Raw genomic sequence first — 23235 nt, forward strand, 5'->3', positions numbered from 1 at the left:
TCCCCATGCCCCGTATGACCGCCGCCCGCGCCGCCGTGGAGATCCTGAAGCTGGAGGGCGTCGACGTCGCCTTCGGCGTGCCCGGTGCCGCGATCAACCCCTTCTACGCGGCCCTCAGGGCGCACGGCGGCATCCGGCACACGCTGGCCCGTCACGTCGAGGGCGCCTCGCACATGGCCGAGGGCTACACCCGCACCCACCCGGGCAACATCGGCGTCTGCGTCGGTACTTCGGGACCGGCCGGCACCGACATGATCACCGGCCTGTACTCCGCCGGCGGCGACTCCGTGCCGATCCTGTGCATCACCGGGCAGGCGCCGAGGGCGGTGATCCACAAGGAGGACTTCCAGGCCGTCGACATCGCCGCGATCGCCGGTCCGGTCACCAAGAAGGCCACCACCGTGCTGGAGGCCGCGCAGGTCCCCGGCGTCTTCCAGCAGGCGTTCCACCTGATGCGCTCGGGACGGCCGGGCCCGGTCCTGATCGATCTGCCGATCGACGTGCAGCAGACCGAGATCGAGTTCGACCCCGCCACGTACCAGCCGCTGCCGGTCTACAAGCCGGCCGCGTCACGCGCCCAGATCGACAAGGCGATGACGTACCTGCTGGCCGCCGAACGCCCGCTGATCGTCGCGGGCGGCGGCGTCATCAACGCCGACGCCGCCGACCTGCTGGTGGAGTTCGCCGAACTCACCGGCACCCCGGTCGTGCCCACCCTGATGGGCTGGGGCGCGATCCCGGACGACCACGAGCTCAACGCGGGCATGGTCGGGCTGCAGACCTCCCACCGCTACGGCAACGCGACGTTCCTGGAGTCGGACTTCGTGCTGGGCGTCGGCAACCGCTGGGCCAACCGGCACACCGGGTACAAGCTCGACGTCTACCGGCGCGGGCGCACCTTCGTGCACGTCGACATCGAGCCCACCCAGATCGGCCGCATCTTCCCGCCGGACTACGGCATCACCTCGGACGCCAGGGCCGCCCTGGAACTCTTCGTCGAGGCCGCGAGGGAACTGAGGGCGGCCGGCCGGCTGCCCGACCGCTCGGCCTGGATCGCCGACCACCTGCGGCGCAAGGGCACCCTGCACCGCCGCACCCACTTCGACGACATCCCGATGAAGCCGCAGCGGGTCTACGAGGAGATGAACCGCGCGTTCGGCCCGGAGACGCGCTACGTCACCACGATCGGCCTCTCCCAGATCGCCGGCGCGCAGATGCTGCACGTCTACCGGCCGCGGCACTGGATCAACTGCGGTCAGGCCGGCCCGCTGGGCTGGACCGTGCCGGCCGCGCTCGGCGTCGCCGTCGCCGACCCCGGGGCCCAGGTGGTGGCGCTGTCCGGGGACTACGACTTCCAGTTCATGATCGAGGAGCTGGCCGTCGGCGCGCAGCACCGCATCCCCTATGTGCACGTGCTGGTCAACAACGCGTACCTGGGCCTGATCCGGCAGGCGCAGCTCGGCCTGGACATGGACTTCCAGGTCAACCTGGAGTTCGAGAACCTCAACTCCCCCGAGATCGGCGTCTACGGCGTCGACCACGTGAAGGTCGCCGAGGGCCTGGGCTGCAGGGCGATCCGCGTCACCGACCCGGCCGAACTGGGGCCGGCGTTCGAGCAGGCGAAGAAGCTCGCCGCCGAACACCGGGTGCCGGTGATCGTGGAGGCCGTCCTGGAGCGGATCACCAACGTCGCGATGTCCACCACGGCCGACATCTCCGACGTCCGGGAGTTCGAGGAGTTGGCCACGGCACCGGGTCACGCCCCGACCGCGCTCATCCCGCAGGCCTGAAGTCCTCCCGCAGCTCCACCTTGCGGACCTTGCCGCTGACCGTCATCGGGAAGGCGTCGAGGATCCGCAGGTGGCGCGGCACCTTGAAGTGCGCGAGCCGGCCGGCGCAGAATTCCGCGAGCTCCGCCAGGGTGGGCGGGTCCGCCGGGTCGCGGGGGATCACGCAGGCGAGGATCTCCTCGCCGTACCGCTCGTCGGGCACGCCCACCACCTGGACGTCGGAGATCTTGGGGTGGGTGTAGAGAAACTCCTCGATCTCCCGCGGGTAGACGTTCTCCCCGCCCCGGATGATCATGTCCTTGATCCGGCCGACGACGGCGAGATAGCCGTCGTCCCGCATCACCGCCAGGTCCCCGGTGTGCATCCACCGGCCGGCGTCCACCGCCTCGGCGGTGCGTTCCGGCTCCTCCCAGTAGCCGAGCATCACCGAGTAGCCCCGGGTGCACAGTTCACCGGCGGTGCCGCGCGGCACGGTGACGCCGGCCACCGGGTCCACCACCTTCACCTCGATGTGCGGCAGCACCCGGCCGACCGTCTCGGTGCGGTGTTCCAGGTCGTCGTCGCGGCGTGTCTGGGTCGACACCGGCGACGTCTCGGTCATGCCGTAGCAGATCGACACCTCGGCCATGTGCATCTCGGCCATCACCCGCTTCATCACCTCGGCCGGGCACGGCGAGCCCGCCATGATCCCGGTCCGCAGCGACGTCAGGTCGTACGACGCGAAGTCGGGCAGGCCGAGTTCGGCGATGAACATCGTCGGGACGCCGTACAGCGAGGTGCACCGCTCCTGCTGGACCGCGCGCAGCGTGGCCGCCGGGTCGAACGCGGGCGCGGGGATGACGATGCACGCGCCGTGGGAGGTGGCGCCGAGGTTGCCCATGACCATGCCGAAGCAGTGGTAGAAGGGCACCGGCAGGCAGACCCGGTCCTGCTCGGTGTAGCCGACGGTGTCGCCCACGAAGTAGCCGTTGTTGAGGATGTTGTGGTGCGAGAGGGTGGCGCCCTTGGGGAACCCGGTGGTGCCCGAGGTGTACTGGATGTTGACCGGCTCGTCGCAGCTCAGTCCGGCCTCGGCGGCCGCCAGGTAACCGGCGTCCAAGGAGCCCCCGGCGGCGACCAGTTCGTCCCACGCGGGGTCACCGATGTGCACGACCTGCCGCAACCGCGGGCAGCGCACGCGCACCTCGGCGGCCATGGCGCGGTAGTCGCTGGTGCGGTACTCGGTCGAGGCGATCAGCAGCCGCACGCCCGCCTGGTTGAGCACGAATTCCAACTCGTGCGTGCGGTAGGCCGGGTTGATGTTCACCATGATCGCGCCGAGCCGCGCGGTGGCGTACTGCACCATGACCCACTCGGGGCAGTTGAGGGCCCAGATGCCCACCCGGTCGCCCTTGCGCACCCCGGACGCGGCCAGTCCGCGGGCGAGTTCGGCGACCGCCGCGCCGAACCCGGCGTAGGTCCAGCGGCGGCCGCTCGGTACGTCCACGAGCGCGTCGCGATCGGGGTGGGCGGCGATCGCCCGGTCCAGGTTGCGCCCGATGGTCTCGCCCAGCAGCGGCCTGGTGCCGGTGCCGTGCGCGTACGACGGCTCGCCCGTGCCGCCCGGCGCGGTCGCGGCGCCGGCACCCGTGGCGGTCACCGGTGGTCCTCCTCGCGGAACTCCCGGCTGCCGTCGTGCATGGTGGCCTCGCGCAGCTGGACCCGGCGGATCTTGCCGGAGACGGTCTTCGGCAGCTCGGCGAACTCCAGCCGCCGGACCCGCTTGTAGGGCGCCAGCACCGCACGGGAGTGGGCGAAGATCGCCTTCGCGGTGGCGCCGTCCGGCTCCCAGCCCGCGGCGAGCACCACGTACGCCTTGGGCACCGACAGCCGCAGGTCGTCCGGCGCGGGCACCACGGCCGCCTCGGCGACCGCCTCGTGCTCCAGCAGCGCGCTCTCCAGCTCGAACGGGGAGATCTTGTAGTCGGAGGACTTGAACACGTCGTCGGCACGGCCGATGTAGGTGATGTAGCCGTCGGCGTCCCGGCGGCCGATGTCACCGGTGCGGTAGTAACCGCCGCCCATGGACTCCTCGGTGAGGTCCGGCGCGCCGGCGTACCCGGTCATCAGGCCGACCGGCCGCTCGCTCAGGTCCAGGCAGATCTCGCCCTCGTTGCCGGGCACCCCGCTGACCGGATCGATCAGGGTGACGGTGTAGCCGGGTGTGGGCCGGCCCATCGAGCCGGGCTTCACCGGCTGCCCGGGGGTGTTGGCGACCTGCACGGCGGTCTCGGTCTGGCCGAAGCCGTCCCGGATGACGACGCCCCAGTGGCGTTTGACGTGCTCGATGACCTCGGGGTTCAGCGGCTCGCCGGCCGCCACCACGGCCCGCGGCGGGGTGGCCAGCGCGCTCAGGTCGGCCTGGATGAGCATCCGCCACACCGTCGGCGGCGCGCAGAAGCTCGTCACCCCGGCACGGGCCATCGACGCCATCAGCGCGGCCGCGTCGAACCGGGTGTAGTTGTGCACGAAGACCGTGGCCTCGGCGTTCCACGGCGCGAACAGGCTCGACCAGGCGTGCTTGGCCCACCCGGGCGAGGAGATGTTCAGGTGCACGTCGCCGGGGCGCAGCCCGATCCAGTACATCGTGGCCAGGTGCCCGGCCGGGTACGACAGATGGGTGTGCTCGACCAGCTTGGGCTTGGCGGTGGTGCCCGACGTGAAATACAGCATCAGCGGATCGGCCGACCGGGTGAGGCCGTCGGGGGTGAAGCCGGGGTCGGCCCCGTAGGCGTCCTCGTAGGCGAGCCAGCCGGACGGGGCGCCGCCGACCGCGACGCGGGTGTAGTCGCCGGGGACCTCGTCGAACTTCGCGGTGTCCGCGGACCGCGCGACGGTGTGCCGCACGCCGCCGCGCTCCACCCGGTCGCGCAGGTCGGCCGGGCCCAGCAGCGGGGTCGCCGGGATCACCACGGCCCGCAGCTTCATGGCGGCCAGCGCCGTCTCCCACTGCTCGACCTGGTTGCCGAGCATCACCAGCACCCGGTCCCCCGCCCGCACGCCGTGCGCCCGCAGCCAGTTCGCGACCCGGGAGGAGCGCTCGGCCATCTCCCGGTAGGAGATCCGGACCTCGGTGCCGTCCTCCTCCACGATCCACAGCGCGGACCTGGAACCCGTCTCCGGGTCCGCCGCGACGACGTCGAACCAGTCCAGCGCCCAGTTGAAGTTTTCCGGCCGCGGCCAGCGGAATCCGTCGCGGGCGGCCGTATAGTCCTCCCGATGCCGTAGCAGGAAGTCCCGGGCACCACGGAATTCCGCGGTCGCCTCCGATGCCTCCATGTCTCCTCCTCGTCTACGGCCCCTGAGTAGCATCGTGCGTGAGTGACGTGGGTCTCACTACCCCCGGACGGGGGTGAGGGGGTGTGGAGCGTGGACGCAGCTCGCGGCGAGTCGGTCGACGTCCGTGCGGCACTGCTGCGGATGCGCAGGTCGGGACTGCTCCCCGTGGCCTTCGGCGGACTCGTCCCGGTGTCCGCGGGCGCGGCCCAGCCGCAGACCCCCGGGGGCCGCGCGTTCCGCATCACCGAACTGTCGGGGACCGGCGGCGAGTCGCTGCGCGGCCTCGCCATCACCACCGGAAACGGTCTCGGCGGCAAGGCGCTGGCGATGGGCCGCCCCTGCGCCGTCACCGACTACCGCTCCTCGCGGGTCATCAGCCACGAGTACGACGCGGCGGTGGCCGCCGAGGGCCTGCGCTCGGTCCTCGCGGTGCCGATCGTGGTGCACCGGCGGGTGCGCGGGGTGCTCTACGGAGCCCTGCGCCAGCCGTACGCGCTGGGCGACCGCCCGATGACCCTGGCCCAGGACGCGGTCCGCGAACTGGAGCAGGCGCTGGCCGTGCGCGACGAGGCGTACCGGCTGCTGTCCTACGCGCAGCAGCCGGCCGCCGGTGACCGCAGGGCCTGGGAGGAGGTCCGCGAGGCGCACGCCGAACTGCGCGCGCTGGCCGGGCGGATACCCGACCCGCACCTGCGGCAGGAACTGCTCGGCGCGTGCGCGCGGCTGGCCTCCGCCTCGGGCCCGGCCACCGCGCCTCCCCCGCGGGCCATGCCGCCGGCCCAGCTGACCCCGCGCGAGCTGGACGTGCTGGCCTCGGTGGCCTCCGGCGCCACTAACGCGGTGGCGGCGGCGCGGCTGCGGCTGCGCCCGGAGACGGTGAAGAGCTATCTGCGCTCGGCGATGCGGAAGCTGGGCGCGCACACCCGTCTGGAGGCGGTCGTCGCGGCCCGCAGGGCCGGTCTGCTGCCCTGACGCCCGTGCCATCCGGCCCTGACGGCCCGCTGTTCCGGCCGGCCCGCCGTCCCGGGCCGCCCGCGATGCCCGGAAAAGCAGCAGCGGTCGCCGGCCCCGCGGACGTACGCTCCGGCACATCGCCGGGGCGGCGTGTGGGTCGTGGGTGGAGGAGGACGGGATGTCGGTCGACCGGCTGCTGGGGTTCGCGGCGCTCTCACTGGTACTGGTGCTGATCCCCGGCCCCAGCGTGCTCTTCGTCCTGGGCCGCGCCCTGGCGCACGGCCGGCGCACCGCCCTGGGGAGCGTGCTGGGCAACGGCATCGGCGCCTACGCGCTGGCCACGCTGGTCTCGGTCGGGCTCGGCGAGGTGGTGTCCCGGTCGGCGATGGTGTTCATGGCGCTGAAGCTGGCGGGCGCGGCGTATCTGGTGTTCCTCGGGGTCAAGGCCTGGCGGCACCGCGGGGCGCTGTCGATGTCGGCGGCCGAGGCCGAGCAGGCGCCGCCCGCGGCCCGCGGTGATCTGCGCACCCTGTGGGAGGGCTTCGTGGTCGGGGTGACCAACCCCAAGACGATGGTCTTCTTCGCCGCCGTGCTGCCGCAGTTCGTGGACCGCGGCGCGGGCCGGGTGCACGAGCAGATGCTGCTGCTGGCGCTGGTGTTCACGGTGCTCGCGCTGATCTGCGACAGCATGTGGGCGATCGGCGCGTCGGCGGCCCGCGCCTGGTTCGCCAGTTCCCCGCGCCGGCTGGCCGCGGTGGGCGGCACCGGCGGTCTGGCCATGATCGGCCTGGGGGTCACGGTCGCGGTCACCGGCCGCGCGGACAACTAGAGTCCGCGGACCACCGCACTGACCTGCGGTTCCGGTGACGGCTCTGGACGAATGTGAGGAGCGGCACACCGCGCCGACATGCGAAACGTTTGCGTTTCGATAGGGGCGGTCGTACGGTTTTTGGAGTACGAAACCGTTTCGTTCTTCCTGCGGTCTGCCGCATCCGTCCCACCTCAGGAGTCCTCCCATGTCACAGAGCTCCACCGACGCCGCAGCGGGCGCGGACGCGCTCCGGAAGGCGCCGGCCGTCCCGTCCCAGGGCAGCGCGCCCGAGGGCGAGCGGCCCGGCCACCGCTGGTGGGTGCTGGGCGTCATCGCCATCGCCCAGCTCATGGTCGTCCTCGACGCGACCGTCGTGAACATCGCCCTCCCCTCGGCCCAGCACGCCCTGGGCTTCTCCGACAACAACCGGCAGTGGATCGTCACGGCCTACTCGCTGGCCTTCGGCTCCCTGCTGCTGCTCGGCGGACGGCTGGCCGACCTGATCGGCCGCAAGATCGTCTTCCTCGTCGGCGTGATCGGTTTCGCGGGCGCCTCCGCCCTGGCCGGCGCCGCCCAGAACTTCGAGGTGCTGGTCACCGGACGCGCCCTGCAGGGCCTGTTCGGCGCGCTGCTGGCACCCGCCGCGCTGTCGCTGCTCAACACCACGTTCACCGACGCCAAGGAACGCGCCAAGGCGTTCGGCATCTACGGCGCGATCGCGGGCGCCGGCGGCGGCATCGGCCTGCTGCTCGGCGGTGTGCTGACCGAGCACCTGAGCTGGCGCTGGACGCTCTACGTCAACCTGATCTTCGCGGTCCTCGCCTTCATCGGCGGTCTGACCTTCCTGCGCAAGGGCGCCCCGGCCGACCGGCCCAAGCTGGACCTCCCGGGCACCGTGCTGGTCACCGCCGGTCTGTTCAGCGTCGTCTACGGCTTCTCCAACGCCGAGACGCACCACTGGGGTTCGCCGCTGACCTGGGGCTTCCTGGTCCTGGGCGCCGCGCTCGTGGCCGCGTTCAGCTGGTGGCAGACCAAGGCCGAGCACCCGCTGCTGCCGCTGCGCGTCCTGCTGGACCGCAACCGGGGTGCGTCGTTCACCGTGCTGGCGATCTCCGGTGCCGGAATGTTCGGCGTCTTCCTCTTCCTGACCTACTACCTGCAGGCTTCCCTGCACTACTCGCCGGTCAAGACCGGCCTGGGCTTCCTGCCGATGATCGGCGCGCTGATGGTGGCCGCCCAGCTCGTCACCAACACGCTGCTGCCGCGGCTCGGCCCCAAGCCGATCGTGCCGCTGGGTATGGCGATGGCGGTCGGCGGCATGGCCTGGCTGACCACGCTGGACCTGCACAGCACCTACGCCGCGAACGTGCTGCCCCCGCTGCTCGTCATGGGCTTCGGCCTCGGCCTGGTGATGCCCGCGGCGATGTCCGTGGCCACCGAGGGCATCGGAGAGCACGACGCGGGTGTGGCCTCCGCCGCGGTCAACACGATGCAGCAGGTGGGTGGTTCGATCGGCACCGCGCTGCTGAACACCCTGGCCGCGAGCGCCGCGACACACTACCTGGCGGGCAGGAAGCCCACGCCGGACGTGCTCGCGCAGGCGCAGCTGCACAGCTACTCGACCGCGTACTGGTGGTCGGCCGGCATCTTCGCGGTCGGCGCGGTGCTCACGCTGCTGATGTACCGCAAGGGCCGGGTGGAGACCGGCGACGGTACGCAGGCCGTGCACATGTGACGGCCCCCTGGACCCCCCGGCTGCTCGTGAGCGGAGAACGGCCGGGGCGGGGGCCGGCCCCCGGGTGATCGTGGGGACGGGAAACCCGGGCCCGTCGGCCCCCTCTTCTTGCCGCCGCACCCGCCTCCGCGGGTGCGGCGGCCGAACCGCCCCGGCGGTGCGCCACCCCCGTGCGCACCGCCGGGGCGGTCTCATTTGTCCGCGGTCCTGTCCGCGGTGAGCCTGCCCGCCGCGCCCCAGCTGTCGGTGGGGACCTCGTGGATCCAGACCTGCACGGTCTCGGCGGGGATCTGGTAGGCGTCCACGAACGCGTCGGTGATCTTCCGGACCAGGTCCCGCTTGAGCTCGACGGTACGCGGGCCCTGCTGCACGGTGACGATCGGCATGACGGAACTCCCTGTTCACAGGCGGTGGTTCCGGTCCCTCCGGACCGCCCTTCGGTGTGCCTCCAGTCCACCGCCCCCGGCGCCCCGCACCAAGAAGCACTCCGCGACCGCAGCCATCACGGATCGAGATCGCCGTCCGCCGCGGCTGCTTCCAGCAGCAACTCCACGGCCCGCGACCGCCGTTCACGCCGTACCGCGAGACCGGTGGTGAGGGCCAGGCCCGCGCCGCGGAACGGCAGGAACGCCACCCGGGGAGCGTGCAGCCGGGCGGCCTGCGAGGCGTACACGACCGTCCACATCGCGGTGCCCGCGCCGATCGCGGCGAGGTTGTCCTGCAGGGACCCGGCGGGCGGCCCCGGCACCGGCTCGAACCCGGCGGCGTGGCAGGCGGTCACGACGAGGTCCACGAGCGGCGGGTTGGTCCGCCGGGCGACCAGGCGCAGCGGCAGCGCGGCCAGCTCGGCCAGGGCGACGTCCGGCCCGGCGGCCAGCGGATGCCGGGCGGGCAGTACGGCCAGCAGCGGGTCGGGCCACAGCGGGACGACCTCCACCCCGTCACCGCCGTCGGCGTTCCCGCCCGTCCCGCCCCGCTCCCGGTCGCCGCGCAGGAACGCCGCGTCCAGGCTGCCCGCGGAGACCATGGCGAGCCGCTCCCTGGCCGGGGCCGCCACCAGGTCGACGCTCACCGCGGGGGCCCGTCGGGCATAGGCGTCCAGGACCCGGTCGAGATGGACGCCAAGACCCGAGCTGGTGCCCAGCCGGAGCGTGGCCGTCCCGTCCCCGGTGAGGTCGGCGACCGCCGCCCGGGCCCGGTCGGCCGCGGCCAGCACCGCCCGCGCCTCGGGCAGGAACCGGGCGCCCGCCTCGGTGAGCCGGACGTGGCGCGGCGACCGGTCGAAGAGATCGGCGCCCAGGTCGCGCTCCAGCCGCCGCACCTGCTGGCTGACCGCCGACTGCACGATGTGCAGCCGCTCCGCCGCCCGCCCGAAGTGCAGTTCCTCGGCGACGGTCACGAAGTACCTGAGCTGGCGCAGTTCCACCCGCCGATCGTACGGAGCGCGGCACCGGCGCCCGGGCGGGGGACGGGCGCGTGGGTCCCGGGGCGCAGGGGGCGGACGCTGGTGGCGCGGGCACGGGTCGCGGGCTCCGGGCATGCGGGTGCATTTGGGCCGGTCCCGCCGCCGCGTCGCGCCCGCGGGCCGACGACGCGCGGCAGGCTGCTGGGATCACCTCCCGCCCGCCCCGGAAAGGCCCTGCGATGAACCCCCGCCGCCGTCCCCGAGGTCACGCCCTGCCGCGCGTCCTCGTCCGCGTTCCCGGCTGCCTCGCCCTCGTCTGCGGTCTGCTGCTGTGCGGCGCGGGCACGTCCCCGGCGGCGACCGCCTGGGCCGACCCCACGGCGACGCGCCTGCTGCCGCTGCCGCCCGGGGGCGACCGCTCGGGCGCCGCGGTGGTGACCGCGCGGGTCCTGCCGGCCAGCGCCGTGGTCGACCGCGAGGAGAACGGCGACTTCACGCTGTCGGTGACCAACACAGGCGCGGCGGCGGCCTACGACGTCCGGGTGCTGCTCGACGACGCCCAGCCGGGCAACGGCGTCGGGTCCGCGGACGGCCGCTGTCTGAGCCGGCTCGACGCCTCCTCACCGGCGGACCTGTGGTGCGAACTCGGCGACGTGGCGGCCCGGCAGACCGTCTCGGTGATTGTCCACACGTACATGGGGAGCTGCGCCGGGGCCGATCAGCTCGCCTCCGCACCGCGGTCGCCCGCACCGGCCTTCCGCTGGCACATCACGTACACCGACGCCGGCACGAAGCGGACCGCGAACGGCCCCACTCCGCAGTGGAGTTGCTCCGCCGCGGCATGAGGGACCCGCGACGGCCGCGGGCGCGCCGACGGCAGGACGACGGTCCGGGCGGCCGTGGTCCGGGGAACGTCGGCCAGGGCAGTGACCCGGACGGCCGGACCGTACGGTCCGTACGGCCCGTACGGGCTTAAAGCTGTGGCCGGGGGTCGTCCCGCCCGGTACGCTCACGGCGTGTTCCTTCTCTGTGCGTAGGCCGCGGACCCGCGGCGCCCCGACCCAGCCGACCGGACGCCCGTGACGGGCGGGTCCGACGGGCGGGCGCACGCGTCGTCCGTCCCTATCCGGCCTTCGCAGAGGAAGCACTCCCATGTCTTCGCCACGCCCGGCGGCGTCGTCGTACGCCGCCGTCCTTCGCCTGCCCCACGCCCGCCGCACCTTCGGCGCCGCCCTGTTCGGGCGGCTCGGCTACGGGGTCGTGTCCCTGTCCCTCGTCCTGTCGCTGGCCGCCGCCACCGGTTCCCTGCCGGCCGGCGGTCTGTTCGGCACCGAGTTCGCCGCCGTCTCGGTCGTGCTGGCGCCGGCCAGGGCGGGGCTGATCGACCGCTGGGGGGCGCGCCGCGCGCTGCCCGCGCTGGCCCTGCCGTTCGCCTCGGCGCTGTTCGTCCTGGCCGCCTGCGCCCACGCGGCGGCCGGCACCCCCCGGTGGCTGTTCGCCGTCCTGGTCGCGGCGGTGGGCGCGTCGTGCCCGCCGCTCGGGCCGACCATGCGGGCCCTGTGGTCGGCGATGGCGCCGGACGACGCCGTACTGCAACGGGCGTTCAGCCTGGACACCGTCGCCGAGGAACTCATCTTCCTGGCCGGCCCGTTGCTGGTCGTCGCGATCCACCCGGTACCGGGTCTTGTGCTGTCGGGCGCGGTGATCGCGGGCGGCACGCTGGCGATGGTGAGTTCCCCCGCCGCCCGGCTGATCGCCCCCGTCCCCAAGGAGACGTCCGCACCTCTGCGGCTGCTGGCGCCCGAGGGCGCCGGGGTCCGGCGGGCGGCCGCCGCGGCCTTCGGCATGGGCGTCTGCCTGGCCGCCGTGTACCTCTACGTGATCGCGGCCGCCGACCGGGCGCACCACCCGGCGGCCGCGGGCTGGATCCTGGCGGCGCAGTCCGCGGGCAGCGCGCTGGGCGGCCTGCTGTACGGACGGGTGCGGTGGCGGCTGGACGCGGCCGCCCGGCTGCCGTACCTGCTGCTGGTGATGGCCGCGCTGGTGGCCGTGACGGCGGCCGCGCCCTCGCTGCCGGTGCTCGGCCTGTGCGTCGCCGTCGGCGGCCTGCTCACCTCCCCCACCCTGTCGACGGCCTATCTCGCCGCGAGCAGGCTCGCCCCCGAAGGGACCGCCACACGCGCCACCACCTGGGCCAACTCCGCGATCAACGCCGGGTCTTCGGCGGGCGGCGGGCTCGCCGCCCTGCTGGTGGACCGGGCCGCGCTGCCGGTGTGCTTCCTGCTGGCCGCCGCCGCCCCGGCGTGCGCGGCGCTCGCCGCCCGCGGCCGGACGTCGCCCCGGGGACGGGGCCGGGAGCCGCTGCGGGCCGCTGGGGCCGGCGGGACACAGCAGGGGGCCGCCGGGGAGGACGTGCCTGGAGACGGCGGGACCCGGCCGCGCTCGGCCGCCGGGGAAGACGTGCCCGGGGCCGGCGGGACACAGCAGGGGGCCGCCGCAGAGCAGGCGCCCGGAGTCGACGGGAACCCCGCGCCCACGCTCAGCGGGACGTGAGCACCGCCGTCAGCGCCGGTGCGTACAGCTCCTCGATCTGTTCCGGTGTCAGCGCCAGTGCGGGCGGCAGGCGCAGCAGGTAGCGGGTGAGCGCCAGGCCCAGCAACTGGGCCGAGACCAGCGCCGCCCGGGCCGGTGCGTCCGGTCCGGGCGGCAGCGCCGCGGCGACCGCGGGGGCGACCTGGCGGGCGAAGATGTCCCGCATCCGGGCGGCCGCCTGGTCGTTGGTGACCGCCGAGCGCAGCAGCACCAGCAGCGCGTCGTCGGTGGGGTCGCCCTCCCAGCGGTCCAGGAAGTGCCGGATGAACAGCGCGGGGACGCGGTCGGGCGGTACGTCCCGCACGTCGGGCAGGTGCAGGTCGATGGCCAGCGCCGCCTCGAACAACTGCTCCTTGCTGCCGAAGTAGCGCATCACCATCGACGCGTCGATCCCCGCGTCGGCGGCCACGCCGCGGATGGTGGTGCGCTCGTAGCCCTGCTCCGCGAAACGCGAGCGCGCGGCGGCCAGGATCGCCGCCTTGGTCGCCTCCGAGGTGCGGCGGGGCCGGTCGCCCGCCGTGCCGTCAACAGCTTCGGTCTTCATGGCAACAACTGTAGGCCAACACGTGTTGACACACCACAGCGCTTGGGTTCACGATGTCAACAGACGTTGGCCAACAACCGTTGGCCTCTCTCTGTGAAGGGGGCATCCCATGACTGCCGGGGCACTTCCCGCCACCACCCACGTCGCGATCGTCGGCGCCGGGCCGACCGGCCTGGCGCTCGCGGTCACCCTCGCCCAGGCCGGAATCGACTTCGTCCTGCTCGACCGGCAGGCCGAGGGCGCCAACACCTCGCGCGCCGCCGTGGTGCACGCCCGCACCCTGGAGGTGCTGGACACCCTCGGCGCGTCGTCGGAGCTGCTACGGCGCGGCCTGCTCGTCGACCGGTTCACCGTCCGCGACGGCCGCCGCGAGCTGGCCCGGCTGTCCTTCGCCGGGCTGCCCACGCCGCACCCGTACACGCTGATGGTTCCGCAGAGCGAGACCGAGGACGTGCTGCTGGCCCGGCTGCGGGAACTCGGCGGCGACGTGCACCGGCCCTGCGAGGTGACCGCCGCCGAGCAGGACGCGGACGGCGTCACCCTGACGACCGCGGGCGGCGAGACGCTGCGGGCGCGGTACGCGGTCGGCGCCGACGGCATGCACAGCGCGGTCCGCCAGGCCGCCGGGATCGACTTCACCGGCGGCGCCTACGGGCAGTCGTTCGTCCTGGCCGACGTCACCATGGACTGGCGGCCGGGACGCGACGAGGTGTCGCTGAACTTCCACGCGGACGGGCTCGTGGTCGTCGCGCCCCTCCCGCACGGGCACCACCGGGTCGTCGCGATCGTCGACGAGGCGCCGGCCGACCCGGACACCGCCTATGTGCAGGCCCTGCTGGACGCGCGCTCCCCCGGCCAGGCCAGGGTCACCGCGGTGGTGTGGGGATCGCGGTTCCGCGTGCACCACCGGGTCGCCGACGCCTACCGCGCCGGGCGCCTGCTGCTGGCCGGCGACGCCGCCCATGTGCACAGCCCGGCGGGCGGCCAGGGCATGAACACCGGCATCCAGGACGCCTACGCCCTCGGCCGCGCCCTCGCGGAGGACCGGCTCGACGACTACGAGGCCGTGCGCCGCCCGGTGGCCCGGCGCGTGGTCGCCTTCACCGACCGCATGACCCGCATGGCCACGCTGCGGCGCGCCCCGGCCCGCGCGCTGCGCAACGCGGTCCTGCCGGTGGTGAGCCGCGTCCCGGCGTTCCGCCGCAGCCTGACCACCGAACTCGCCGAGCTCAACTACCGCTGAAACGCGGCACCGAGAGCGGCCGGTGTCACCCGTTCGGAGGTGTCCGCGGCGGCCGCGAGGGACTCCGCGGGCCGGGCGCGCGCCGGCAGGGCGACACGCCCTGGTGGCGGCTCCGACCCTGCGCGGAGGGGTGCCGCGGCGGGCTCGCGGGCCCGTCCGCGCGCCCGCCCACTGGATGGACAGGTCGCATGCGGACCCTGGCGCCGGGTTACCGTTGCCGCATGCACGTGAGCCAGCACCAGCCTTCCAGCGGGCCCGAGCCGGAGCCGGGAGCCGACGGGAAGCGCTCGCTGTACGTGCCGGTCAGGCGGGGGCCGGCGGGGTCCGTGGTCCGCCTGTGGCGCACGCCCTTCGGGACGCGGACGGCCGTGGCGTTCACCTCCGACCGGCGGCTGCGTTCGGTTCTGGGCCCCACCCAGCCGTGGATCCGCCTCTCCGAGACGGCACTTCGCCGCATGGTGGAACCGCTGGGAGCCCTGCTCCTGACCGTCGACCCGCTGCTGACCGCGCGTCCCCCGGCCTCCTGGTCGGCCGCCGAAGCGGCACCCCAGGCCGTGGCCGAAACCGTGCCCGAAACCCTGGCCGAAGCCGTACCCGAGGCCGTGCCCGGCACGGCGCCCGCGTCCGGCGGCACCGACGCGGCCGCACCGGAGGCCGCGGCACCCTGACCGCGGACCGTCAGCCGCGGGCCTCGAAAGCAGGGACGTCAACGACAGCGACGTCGACGGCAGGGACGTCAGCCGCAGGGACGCCGGCCGCAGGCGCACCGGCCGTGAACGCGTCCCGGGACGCGGAACCTCACACGCTGTAAGGCACGGGGTTGACTTCGTCGGGTGCGTGACCGGCGCGCTCGTGGGCCTTGCGCACGGCGTCCGCCGAAGGCGCCTCGGACAGGCAGTACACGTTGCCGGAGGCCGGGTCGGCCCAGGCGCGCTCGAACTGCACGCCCTCCTCCTGCTGCACGGCGAGGTCGGCTTCGTGCGCTTCCTTGAGCTGGTCGGCGGTGATGCCCTTCATCCCGCGGTGGACATCCATGAACGTCGCCATGGCGTCTCACTCCTCCGCTGCTGTGGCAGGGGCTGCTCTGCTGCTCCCCTGTCTCCATGATGCGCTCATTCGTCCCGCCCGGCGTGGCGGGGAGCGCTCAGGGCGCGGGCTGGACGTCGCCGATCATCTGGGCCGGGACGTCGGCGCGGCCGGCGAGGTCCCCCGGCGGGATGCCCGGGTGATGGCCGAGCGACGGGCGCGCGGAGATGGCCGGCCCGATGTCGTCCAGCGCCAGCCGGGAGACGATCCGGTAGCGGTCGCCGCGGTAGACGGAGTGCACGTACTCCACAGGGCGTCCGGTGGCGTCGCGGGTGAGCCGTTCGAAGAGCAGGGCTGGCGACAGCACGGGGACACCGATCAGCCGCGCCTCCTCCTCGTTCGTCACGGTCGGCTCGATCGACTGCACGGCCTCGTGGACGCGCACGCCGTGCCGGTCGCGCAGCAGGTCGTAGAAGTCTCCGGCCTCCATGTCGGCGGGACGCAGACCGGGGACGAGCGCCGCGGGCACGTGCAGGTACTCGATGGCCATCGGCTCGTCGTCGACCAGCCGCAGCCGCGCGATGTAGGTGATCTCGGCGGCGGGCGAGATCCGCAGCCGGCGGCCGACGCGTGCACCGGCCCGGACCGTGGTGAACTCCAGCACCCGGCTGGCCCACGTGCCGGACGCCTGCGGGAGGCGGTGGCTGTCGCGGTCCGGCGCGAGTTCCTGGGTGATCTTCGCGCGGGCCACGAACATCCCGCGGCCGTGCTCGCGCACCAGCAGCCCGGTGGCGACGAGTTCGTCGACCGCCGAGCGCAACGTCGGCCGTGAGACGCCGAGTTGCTCGCACAGGACGCGCTCGGACGGGATGGGGTCGCCCGGCGAGCGGGACTCGACGAGCTCCATGAGGTGCTCGCGGACCCGTTCGCGCTTCAGCGGGGAGCGCGCCGGCTCGCTGACCATGACGTGGTGTGCCCCTTCCCCGGGACCGCCCGGGCTGCCCCCGGCCGTGCTGTGCCCCGAGACTAGCCAGACACTGACCAGTTGGCCAGCACTGGTCAGCAACCACGGTCCCTTGCGGGCCCGGAGAGTGGCCGGATCAGCCCAAGTCTCGGTACGACATCGTGAAATGCCTTTCTGGTCCGGCCCCTTGACGACCTCGGTGGTCTCTGCCACCTTCACTTACCAGCTCCATACCAGTTGCCAAGTGGTAAGGTCCGCTCGCACCGGGAGACCACCTCGTGATCATTCCGCGCCCCACCCGGCTGACCCGTCTGCCGGGCCGGTTCACCTTCGACGCGACCACGGCCCTGCGGGCGCCGGACGGCGCGCTCGGCGCCGCCGGGCTGCTGCGCACGCTGCTCGCGCCGGCGACCGGGCTGCCCCTGCCGGTGTCCTCCGACGGCGCGGTGGTCCTCGCGGTGGATCCCGGTCTGCGCGGTCTCGGCGTGGAGGGCTACGAACTGTCCGTCGACCCGGACGCTGTGCTGCTGCGCGCGGCCCACCGCCAGGGCCTGCTGCGCGGCGTCCAGACGCTGCGCCAGCTCCTGCCCGCCGAGGCCCTGTCGGCCGGCCCGGTGACCGGTGTGCCGTGGCGGGTGCCGTGCGTGCGGATCACCGACGTGCCGCGGTACGCCTGGCGCGGCGCGCTGATCGACGTGGCCCGGCGCTTCCAGCCGCTGCCCTACCTCAAGCGGTTCACCGATCTGCTGGCGCTGCACAAGCTCAACGTGCTGCACCTGCACCTGACCGACGACCAGGGCTGGCGGATGCCGGTCGCCGCCCTGCCGCGGCTCACCGAGGTCGGCGGGACGCGCGCCCGCACGATGGCCGGCCGAGCCGGCAGCGGCACGTTCGACGACGTCCCGCACAGCGGCGCCTACACCGCGGCCGAACTGCGCGACCTGGTGGCGTACGCGGCCGAACGCGGGGTCACGGTGGTGCCCGAGATCGAGATGCCCGGCCACGTCAGGTCCGCCCTCGCCGCCTACCCGGAACTGGGCAACGTGCCGGGCCGCGCGCTGGACGTGTGGACCGAGTGGGGGGTGTGCGAGCAGGTGCTCGGCATGCACGACGAGGCGCTGGACTTCTGCCGGACCGTGCTCGGCGAGGTGATGGACGTCTTCCCGTCGCGGTACGTGCACGTGGGCGGCGACGAGTGCCCGGTCACCGAGTGGGAGCGGACGCCGGCCGCGCGGCAGCGGGCCGCGGAGCTCGGACTGCCCGCGCCCAAGGCGCTGCACGGCTGGTTCCTCGGGCGGATCGGCTCGTTCCTGCTGGAGTCCGGGCGCACCCCGCTGTGCTGGGCCGAGGACTCCGGCACGCTGCCGCGGGAGTTCACCGTGATGCCGTGGCGGGACGCCGCGCACGGACTGGCCGCCGCCCGGCGTGGTCACGACGTCGTGATGGCCCCGCACCGGGCCACGTACCTGGACTATCCGCAGACCGGCGACCCGGGCGAACCGCTGGGCCAGGCGGGCGAGATCGTCGACGTGGCGGCGGTGCACCGCGGCAGCGGGCCGCCGCCCTGGGAGCCGGAGGCGGCGGCCCGGGTGCTGGGCACGCAGGCGCAGTTGTGGACCGAGTTCGTGCCGACCGCCGAGCACGCCGAGTACCTGCTGTTCCCACGGCTGTGCGCGCTCGCCGACCGCGCGTGGAACCCGGCGGGCACGTGGGCGGCCGACGTGCTGCCCGCCCTGCACGCCCACACGGCCCGGCTGACCGCGCTGGGCATCCGCCACGGGCACCTCCCGCCCGTCCCCGAGCCGGCCCCGGAACCGGACCCCTGACGCGACCGCGGCGCACCACCGCGATCCGTCCCCCCGCACCATCCGCACAACCGCGTATCCCGCACAACCGCGTATCCCGCACAACCGCAGCACCGCAGCACTCACCGGAAACCCTGGGCCCGAACCCGGGCCCGTCGCGCGCCCCACACGTCCGAAAGGGATCACCGTGTCAGGAAAGCTCCACGTCCCCGCAAGAATCCGCACCGCGATGGCGGTGTGCACGGCGGCCGGCCTCGCCTGTGCCGCGCTCACCGCGCTGCCCGCCTCCGCCGCCCAGGACTCGCTCACCGCCCAGTACCGCACCAGCGCGTCCGGCGCGACCGCCGACCAGGTCGAGCCGTGGCTGGAGGTCACCAACACCGGTTCCACGACCGTCCCGTTGAGCAACGTGACACTGCGCTACTACTTCAAGTCCGACGGCCCCGGCGTCACCTACCGGTTCGCCTGCTCCTGGGCGGTCAAGGGCTGCGCCAACGTCACCGGGACGTTCGGCACACTCGCCAACCCGACCGCGACGGCCGACCGCTACCTGGAGATCGGCTTCACCGCGGGCGCCGGATCGCTCGCCCCCGGGCAGAACACCGGCGACCTCCAGCTGCGCTTCTACCGCGCCGACTGGCAGACGATCACCCAGTCCGACGACTACTCGTTCAACGGCGCGCAGACGTCCTACGCCAACTGGCCGAAGGTGACCGTGCAGGACGGCGGCAGCCTGGTGTGGGGCACCGCGCCCGCGGGCAACGACCCGACGCAGCCGCCCACCAGCCCGCCTCCCACGGGCGGCGGCGGCACCCCGAACGGGCCGACGATGTTCGACGACTTCAGCTACACCAGCAGCAGTGACCCGGCGGTCCAGCAGCACGGCTGGACGGTGAAGTCCGGGCAGGGCGGCCCGGGTGTGGCCGGGGCGACCTGGTCCCCGCAGGACCTGACGTTCGTCGCCGACGGCTCGGGCAAGGTGATGAACCTCAAGCTGACCACCGACGGCACGGCGTCCGGCACGCGCGAGACCGAGATCCAGACCACCGCGCGGAAGTTCAAGAACGGCACCTACGCGGCCCGGGTGAAGTTCAACGACACCCCTACCGGCGGCCCCGACGGCGACCACGTCAACCAGACGTTCTTCACCTTCACGCCGCTGAACGCCCCGATGGACCCGGACTACAGCGAGCAGGACTTCGAGTACCTGCCCAACGGCGGCTGGGGCGAGACCCAGAACATCATGTACGAGACGTCCTGGGAGACCTACAACCCCGACCCGTGGAACGCCGTCAACATCCACGGCCAGCAGTACGGCAGCCTCGACGGCTGGCACAACCTGCAGATCACCATCGACAACTCCTACATCACCTACTACATCGACGGGCAGCAGGTCGCCCAGCACGGTGAGCCGTACCTGCCCGAGACCCCGCAGTGGATCGACTTCAACCACTGGCTGATCGACACCGCGGGCCAGACCAGCAGCACGCCGCGCTCGTACAACGAGCAGGTGGACTACGTCTACTACGTCAAGGACCAGGTGCTCACCCCGGCGCAGGTGCAGTCGGCGGTGACCGGGCTGCGCAGCGCGGGCACCACGTTCGAGGACAACGTCCCCGCGAGCTGACCGGATCCGCGACCGCCCGTCCCCGTTCCGCGCGGGGGCGGGCGGTCGAATCCGCTCCCGGACTTTTCCGTTATCCGCGGGTCGTGGCACCGTCTCCTGTTCGAAGGGCCGTCGGCGCGAGCGGGCGCCGGCGGCGGAGAGAGGAGAGCGGGACATGCGTGCAGGCGACCGGGTCGGGCCGGACCCCGCGGTCGTGGCCGCCGCGCGGTCGGGCGACCAGCAGGCATTGGACGCGCTCGTCGCCGAGTGCCTGCCGCTGGTCTACAACATCGTCGGCCGGGCCCTCGACGGTCACGACGACGTCGACGACGTCGTGCAGGAGACGCTGCTGCGGGTCGTCCGGGGGCTCGGTGAACTGCGCGACCCCACGGCCTTCCGCTCGTGGCTGGTGGCCATCGCGGTCCGGCAGGTGCGCGACCGCGAGCAGGCCCGCAAGGCGGCCTGGCACCAGCAGACCGCCCTGGACGCCGCCGAGTTGATCGCCGACCCGGCCTCCGACTTCGCCGCCCTCACCATCATCGGGCTCGGACTGACCGACCAGCGCCGGGAGATCGCCGAGGCCACCCGCTGGCTGGACGGCGACGACCGGACGCTGCTCGCGCTGTGGTGGCTGGAGGAGACCGGCGACATCGGCCGGTCGGAACTCGCCGGCGCGCTCGGCCTGACCCGGCAGCACGCGGCGGTCCGCGTCCAGCGCATGAAGGAGCAACTGGACATCTCCCGCACGGTGGTGCGTGCCCTCGGCACCCTCGGCTCGGCCGACGCGTGCGCCGGGCTGCGGGAGCTGACGGCCGGCTGGGACGGCGTGCCCAGCCCGCTGTGGCGCAAGCGGTTCGCCCGCCATGTGCGCGGCTGCGGGCTCTGCGGACCGCGCAGCGCCGCGCTGCTGCCGATGGACCGGTTGCTCAGCGGCCTCCCCCTGCTGCCGGTGCCGCTCCCGCTCGCCGCCCACCTGCTCCCCGGCACCGCCCACCTGGCCGCGAGCCCGGTGTCCGCGGCCCAGGCCCCCGGCCCGCACCAGCCCGCCCCGCAGCCGCACTCCGGCGACCCCGCCCCCGGCGCCGCGCACTCCGCCGCCGGGCACCCCCAGCCCCCCACCCAGGCCGTGGCCCCACACGCGGCCCAGCGCACCGCTCCGCGACCTCGCCCCCCACGGCGGAGCGGTGCGCACGGGGGCGGCCGCGGCGGCCTGCGGGCCCGGCTGTGGCACACGCCGTTCGGCGCGCCCGCCACCGCGGTCGCCGCGGTCGCCGCCGTCACCGCGGCCGCTCTGCTCGCGGTCCACCTGGCCTCCGGCTCCTCGGCCCCCGCCGCCGACGCGGCACCGCGGCACACCGTCGCCGCGCCGGCCACCCCCGCGCCGCCGCCGGCCACGCCCACCGCCTCCCCCACGACGTCCTCGCCGCGGACCACGGCCTCGCGCCGTCCGACGCCGAAGGCCACCACCCGCAGGCCGGCGGTCCCCGCCGCACCACCCGCACCGCCGGCGGCCACACCCCGCAAGGGCGTGGGCGTCTGGAGCTTCGACGGCGTGAACACCGCGCTCGCCCGTTCCGGCGCCGGCTGGTACTACACCTGGTCCACCACGCACGCCGGCATCAGCGGGCCGGGCTTCGTCCCGATGGTCTGGGGCGCCGGCAGCGCGGACGCGGCCTCGCTGGCCCGCGCCCGGCAGGCCGGGCCGTACCTGCTCGGCTTCAACGAGCCGGACATGGCGGGACAGTCGAACATGACGGTCGACCAGGCGCTCGCGCTGTGGCCGTCGCTGATGTCCACCGGCCGGGTGCTGGGCAGCCCCGCTGTCGCGTACGGCGCAGACACGCCCGGCGGCTGGCTGGACCGCTTCATGAGCGGCGCTGCGGCCAAGGGCTACCGTGTCGACTTCATCGCCCTGCACTGGTACGGAGGCGACTTCACCACACCGGACGCCGTCGCCCAGCTCCAGCGGTACCTGGAGGCCGTGCACAACCGCTACCACAAGCCGGTGTGGCTCACCGAGTTCGCGCTCATCGACTTCTCGCACGGCACGCGGTTCCCCACCGACGCCCAGCAGGCCGCTTTCGTCACCGCGGCCACCGCCATGCTGGACGGGCTGCCCTGGCTCCAGCGGTACGCCTGGTTCGGGCTGCCCGCCAAGGACGGCGGCCCCAGCAGCGGCCTCTTCCACGGCGGCGCGGTGCCGACCGCGGCCGGCACCGCCTTCGAGAAGGCCCGCTGACGCCCGCGCGGCGCGCCGACGCGGCGCGCGACCGTCAGCGGGGAGCGGTGAACCGCACCGAGTGCGCCAGGCCGGGGTGGGCGGCGGCCAGCAGCCGCGCGCCCTCGCGTTCGAGGGCGTCCCAGTCGGTCCCGGTGAGCGGGGCGAACGGGGTGACGACGACGGCCGCGGCGCCGCGGTCGCGGGCCTCCTTGTCGAACTGCCAGGTGCCGCCGACGAATCCGTCGACCAGGATGGTGCCGCTCACCAGGCCGTTGACGGTGATCACCCGGTTCTTGTCGGCCGTGGCGAGGACGCGGGTGCGGTCGGCGTGGGAGAGCAGCAGGTTGTCGAAGTCGGCGACGAAGCGGGCCGGGACCTCGGTCGCCGGGTCCGCGAGAACCGCCTCGGGCAGGTCGTAGAGCACGCGGCCGTCGTCCTCGGCGGTGTAGGCGCGCAGTTCGAGAGCGGCGAACGCCTTCCTCAGCCCGGTGCGGCCCGACCACTTCTGCATGTCGGCGGGGGTGGCCGGCCCGAACGCGGCGAGGTAGCGGCGGACCAGTTCCTGCTCGCCCGGGCCGCCGGACCCGTCCTGCTCCCCGGCGCTCTCCCGCGCACCGCCCGGCTCACCGACCCAGGTGCCGAGCAGCGCGTACCGCACGCCGCCGCTCGCGCCCCACAGCCCGCGCGGCGGCACCTGCACCAGCGGCTCGCAGACCCGGAGGGCCTGCAGCAGCGAGTCGGCCCGGGCGTCCGGCCAGCGAGCACCCAGCGCGCCGCGCAACTCGCCCGGGGTCATGGGCTGTTCGGCGAGCAGCGCGCGGCCGTACGCGGCCACGGCGGTGAGATCCACGCCGGCGAAACCCGGTGCCCAGGTGGAGGTGCGCAGCGTGCGGTCCAGCGCCGGCTGGGTCCAGGCGCGCAGCCGCAGCGCGTCGGCCGCCGTCATCAGGTGGACGGTGCCGCGCATCGCCACCAGGCGGACGAGCCGGCGCTCGGTGAGGAGCGTGCCGGGTTCGGCGAAGTCGAAGTCCTCCAGGCGGGTCCACAGCCCGAGATACGGCGAGGACGGCACCTGGGACTGGAGCCCCAGGAGCCGGGCGACGGCCGTCTCGGTGCCGGCCGCCGCGCGCCGCAGCAGCATCTGGCGGTCGAGCAGGGTGCGGTTGAGCGTGCGCCGATCCAGCGCCAGGTTCCCCATGTCCTCACCGTAGGCCCCCTTGC

19 protein-coding genes are annotated in these 23235 nt (G+C 74.0%); 11 read left to right on the forward strand and 8 right to left on the reverse strand.

The window, feature by feature from the left end; translation table 11 throughout:
* Nucleotides 1-14: 14 nt before the first annotated feature.
* Nucleotides 15-1790, forward strand: coding sequence for a glyoxylate carboligase (gcl, locus tag K7862_RS12300; protein ID WP_222962641.1), 1776 nt, complete (start codon nucleotides 15-17; stop codon nucleotides 1788-1790).
* Here gcl and K7862_RS12305 read toward each other — a convergent pair.
* Together K7862_RS12305 and K7862_RS12310 are read right to left on the reverse strand one after the other, a co-directional pair.
* Entirely contained in the window at nucleotides 1774-3429 is a 1656-nt protein-coding gene (locus K7862_RS12305) for an AMP-binding protein (RefSeq protein ID WP_222962555.1), read from the reverse strand. The two genes, gcl and K7862_RS12305, sit on opposite strands and share 17 nt — an antisense overlap.
* Entirely contained in the window at nucleotides 3426-5108 is a 1683-nt protein-coding gene (locus tag K7862_RS12310; RefSeq protein ID WP_222962556.1) for an AMP-binding protein, read from the reverse strand. The genes K7862_RS12305 and K7862_RS12310 overlap by 4 nt, the downstream gene beginning before the upstream one ends.
* A gap of 141 nt (nucleotides 5109-5249) precedes the next feature.
* Between K7862_RS12310 and K7862_RS12315 the strand changes: the two genes are divergently transcribed.
* The 3 genes from K7862_RS12315 (at nucleotide 5250) to K7862_RS12325 (ending at nucleotide 8608) form a co-directional block, all read left to right on the forward strand.
* A complete protein-coding gene (locus K7862_RS12315) occupies nucleotides 5250-6080 on the forward strand; it encodes a LuxR C-terminal-related transcriptional regulator (protein ID WP_222962642.1) in 831 nt (276 codons plus the stop codon).
* A gap of 160 nt (nucleotides 6081-6240) precedes the next feature.
* Nucleotides 6241-6891 (forward strand): LysE family translocator, encoded by a 651-nt coding sequence (locus K7862_RS12320; protein ID WP_222962557.1) that lies wholly within the window; start codon nucleotides 6241-6243, stop codon nucleotides 6889-6891.
* Nucleotides 6892-7078: 187 nt separating this feature from the next.
* Nucleotides 7079-8608, forward strand: a complete 1530-nt coding sequence (locus K7862_RS12325) for an MFS transporter (protein ID WP_222962558.1) — start codon at nucleotides 7079-7081, stop codon at nucleotides 8606-8608.
* A gap of 191 nt (nucleotides 8609-8799) precedes the next feature.
* Here the strand turns inward: K7862_RS12325 and dmpI are convergent, their stop codons facing one another.
* Both dmpI and K7862_RS12335 read right to left on the reverse strand, forming a co-directional pair.
* Nucleotides 8800-8994, reverse strand: coding sequence for a 4-oxalocrotonate tautomerase DmpI (gene dmpI / locus K7862_RS12330; RefSeq protein WP_222962559.1), 195 nt, complete (start codon nucleotides 8992-8994; stop codon nucleotides 8800-8802).
* 116 nt (nucleotides 8995-9110) lie between these two features.
* Nucleotides 9111-10034, reverse strand: coding sequence for a LysR family transcriptional regulator (locus tag K7862_RS12335; protein ID WP_222962560.1), 924 nt, complete (start codon nucleotides 10032-10034; stop codon nucleotides 9111-9113).
* Nucleotides 10035-10252: 218 nt separating this feature from the next.
* On the opposite strand from K7862_RS12335, the gene K7862_RS12340 reads away from it, so the two are divergent.
* The gene (locus tag K7862_RS12340) at nucleotides 10253-10858 is read left to right on the forward strand and encodes a hypothetical protein (RefSeq protein ID WP_222962561.1); all 606 of its coding nucleotides are present in this window, start codon (nucleotides 10253-10255) and stop codon (nucleotides 10856-10858) included.
* A gap of 307 nt (nucleotides 10859-11165) precedes the next feature.
* The gene (locus tag K7862_RS12345; protein ID WP_222962562.1) at nucleotides 11166-12566 is read left to right on the forward strand and encodes an MFS transporter; all 1401 of its coding nucleotides are present in this window, start codon (nucleotides 11166-11168) and stop codon (nucleotides 12564-12566) included.
* On the opposite strand, the gene K7862_RS12350 is transcribed toward K7862_RS12345, so the two are convergent.
* Entirely contained in the window at nucleotides 12553-13149 is a 597-nt protein-coding gene (locus K7862_RS12350; protein ID WP_222962563.1) for a TetR/AcrR family transcriptional regulator, read from the reverse strand. The genes K7862_RS12345 and K7862_RS12350 overlap by 14 nt on opposite strands.
* Nucleotides 13150-13258: 109 nt before the next feature.
* Here K7862_RS12350 and K7862_RS12355 point away from each other — a divergent pair, with 109 nt between their 5' ends.
* On the forward strand, nucleotides 13259-14392 hold the full coding sequence (locus K7862_RS12355) for an FAD-dependent oxidoreductase (RefSeq protein WP_222962564.1): 1134 nt from the start codon (nucleotides 13259-13261) through the stop codon (nucleotides 14390-14392).
* A 221-nt stretch (nucleotides 14393-14613) separates the two neighbouring features.
* Nucleotides 14614-15060, forward strand: a complete 447-nt coding sequence (locus tag K7862_RS12360) for an SAV_915 family protein (protein ID WP_222962565.1) — start codon at nucleotides 14614-14616, stop codon at nucleotides 15058-15060.
* Between the two features lie 130 nt (nucleotides 15061-15190).
* Here the strand turns inward: K7862_RS12360 and K7862_RS12365 are convergent, their stop codons facing one another.
* Nucleotides 15191-15439, reverse strand: coding sequence for an SCO4226 family nickel-binding protein (locus tag K7862_RS12365; RefSeq protein WP_222962566.1), 249 nt, complete (start codon nucleotides 15437-15439; stop codon nucleotides 15191-15193).
* A gap of 97 nt (nucleotides 15440-15536) precedes the next feature.
* Nucleotides 15537-16382 carry a GntR family transcriptional regulator gene (locus K7862_RS12370; RefSeq protein ID WP_222962567.1) on the reverse strand — a complete coding sequence of 282 codons (846 nt, stop codon included), beginning with the start codon at nucleotides 16380-16382 and terminating at the stop codon, nucleotides 15537-15539.
* 278 nt (nucleotides 16383-16660) lie between these two features.
* Between K7862_RS12370 and K7862_RS12375 the strand changes: the two genes are divergently transcribed.
* The 3 genes from K7862_RS12375 (at nucleotide 16661) to K7862_RS12385 (ending at nucleotide 22032) form a co-directional block, all read left to right on the forward strand.
* A complete protein-coding gene (locus K7862_RS12375) occupies nucleotides 16661-18208 on the forward strand; it encodes a beta-N-acetylhexosaminidase (RefSeq protein ID WP_222962568.1) in 1548 nt (515 codons plus the stop codon).
* 208 nt (nucleotides 18209-18416) lie between these two features.
* Nucleotides 18417-19814 carry a cellulose binding domain-containing protein gene (locus K7862_RS12380; RefSeq protein WP_222962643.1) on the forward strand — a complete coding sequence of 466 codons (1398 nt, stop codon included), beginning with the start codon at nucleotides 18417-18419 and terminating at the stop codon, nucleotides 19812-19814.
* Nucleotides 19815-19968: 154 nt separating this feature from the next.
* On the forward strand, nucleotides 19969-22032 hold the full coding sequence (locus K7862_RS12385) for a sigma-70 family RNA polymerase sigma factor (protein WP_222962569.1): 2064 nt from the start codon (nucleotides 19969-19971) through the stop codon (nucleotides 22030-22032).
* Nucleotides 22033-22066: 34 nt separating this feature from the next.
* Here K7862_RS12385 and K7862_RS12390 read toward each other — a convergent pair whose 3' ends face one another.
* On the reverse strand, nucleotides 22067-23212 hold the full coding sequence (locus tag K7862_RS12390; RefSeq protein ID WP_222962570.1) for a winged helix DNA-binding domain-containing protein: 1146 nt from the start codon (nucleotides 23210-23212) through the stop codon (nucleotides 22067-22069).
* Between the last annotated feature and the right edge of the window lie 23 nt (nucleotides 23213-23235).

This window comes from Actinacidiphila acidipaludis (genome assembly GCF_019890725.1).
Classification (GTDB): domain Bacteria; phylum Actinomycetota; class Actinomycetes; order Streptomycetales; family Streptomycetaceae; genus Actinacidiphila; species Actinacidiphila acidipaludis.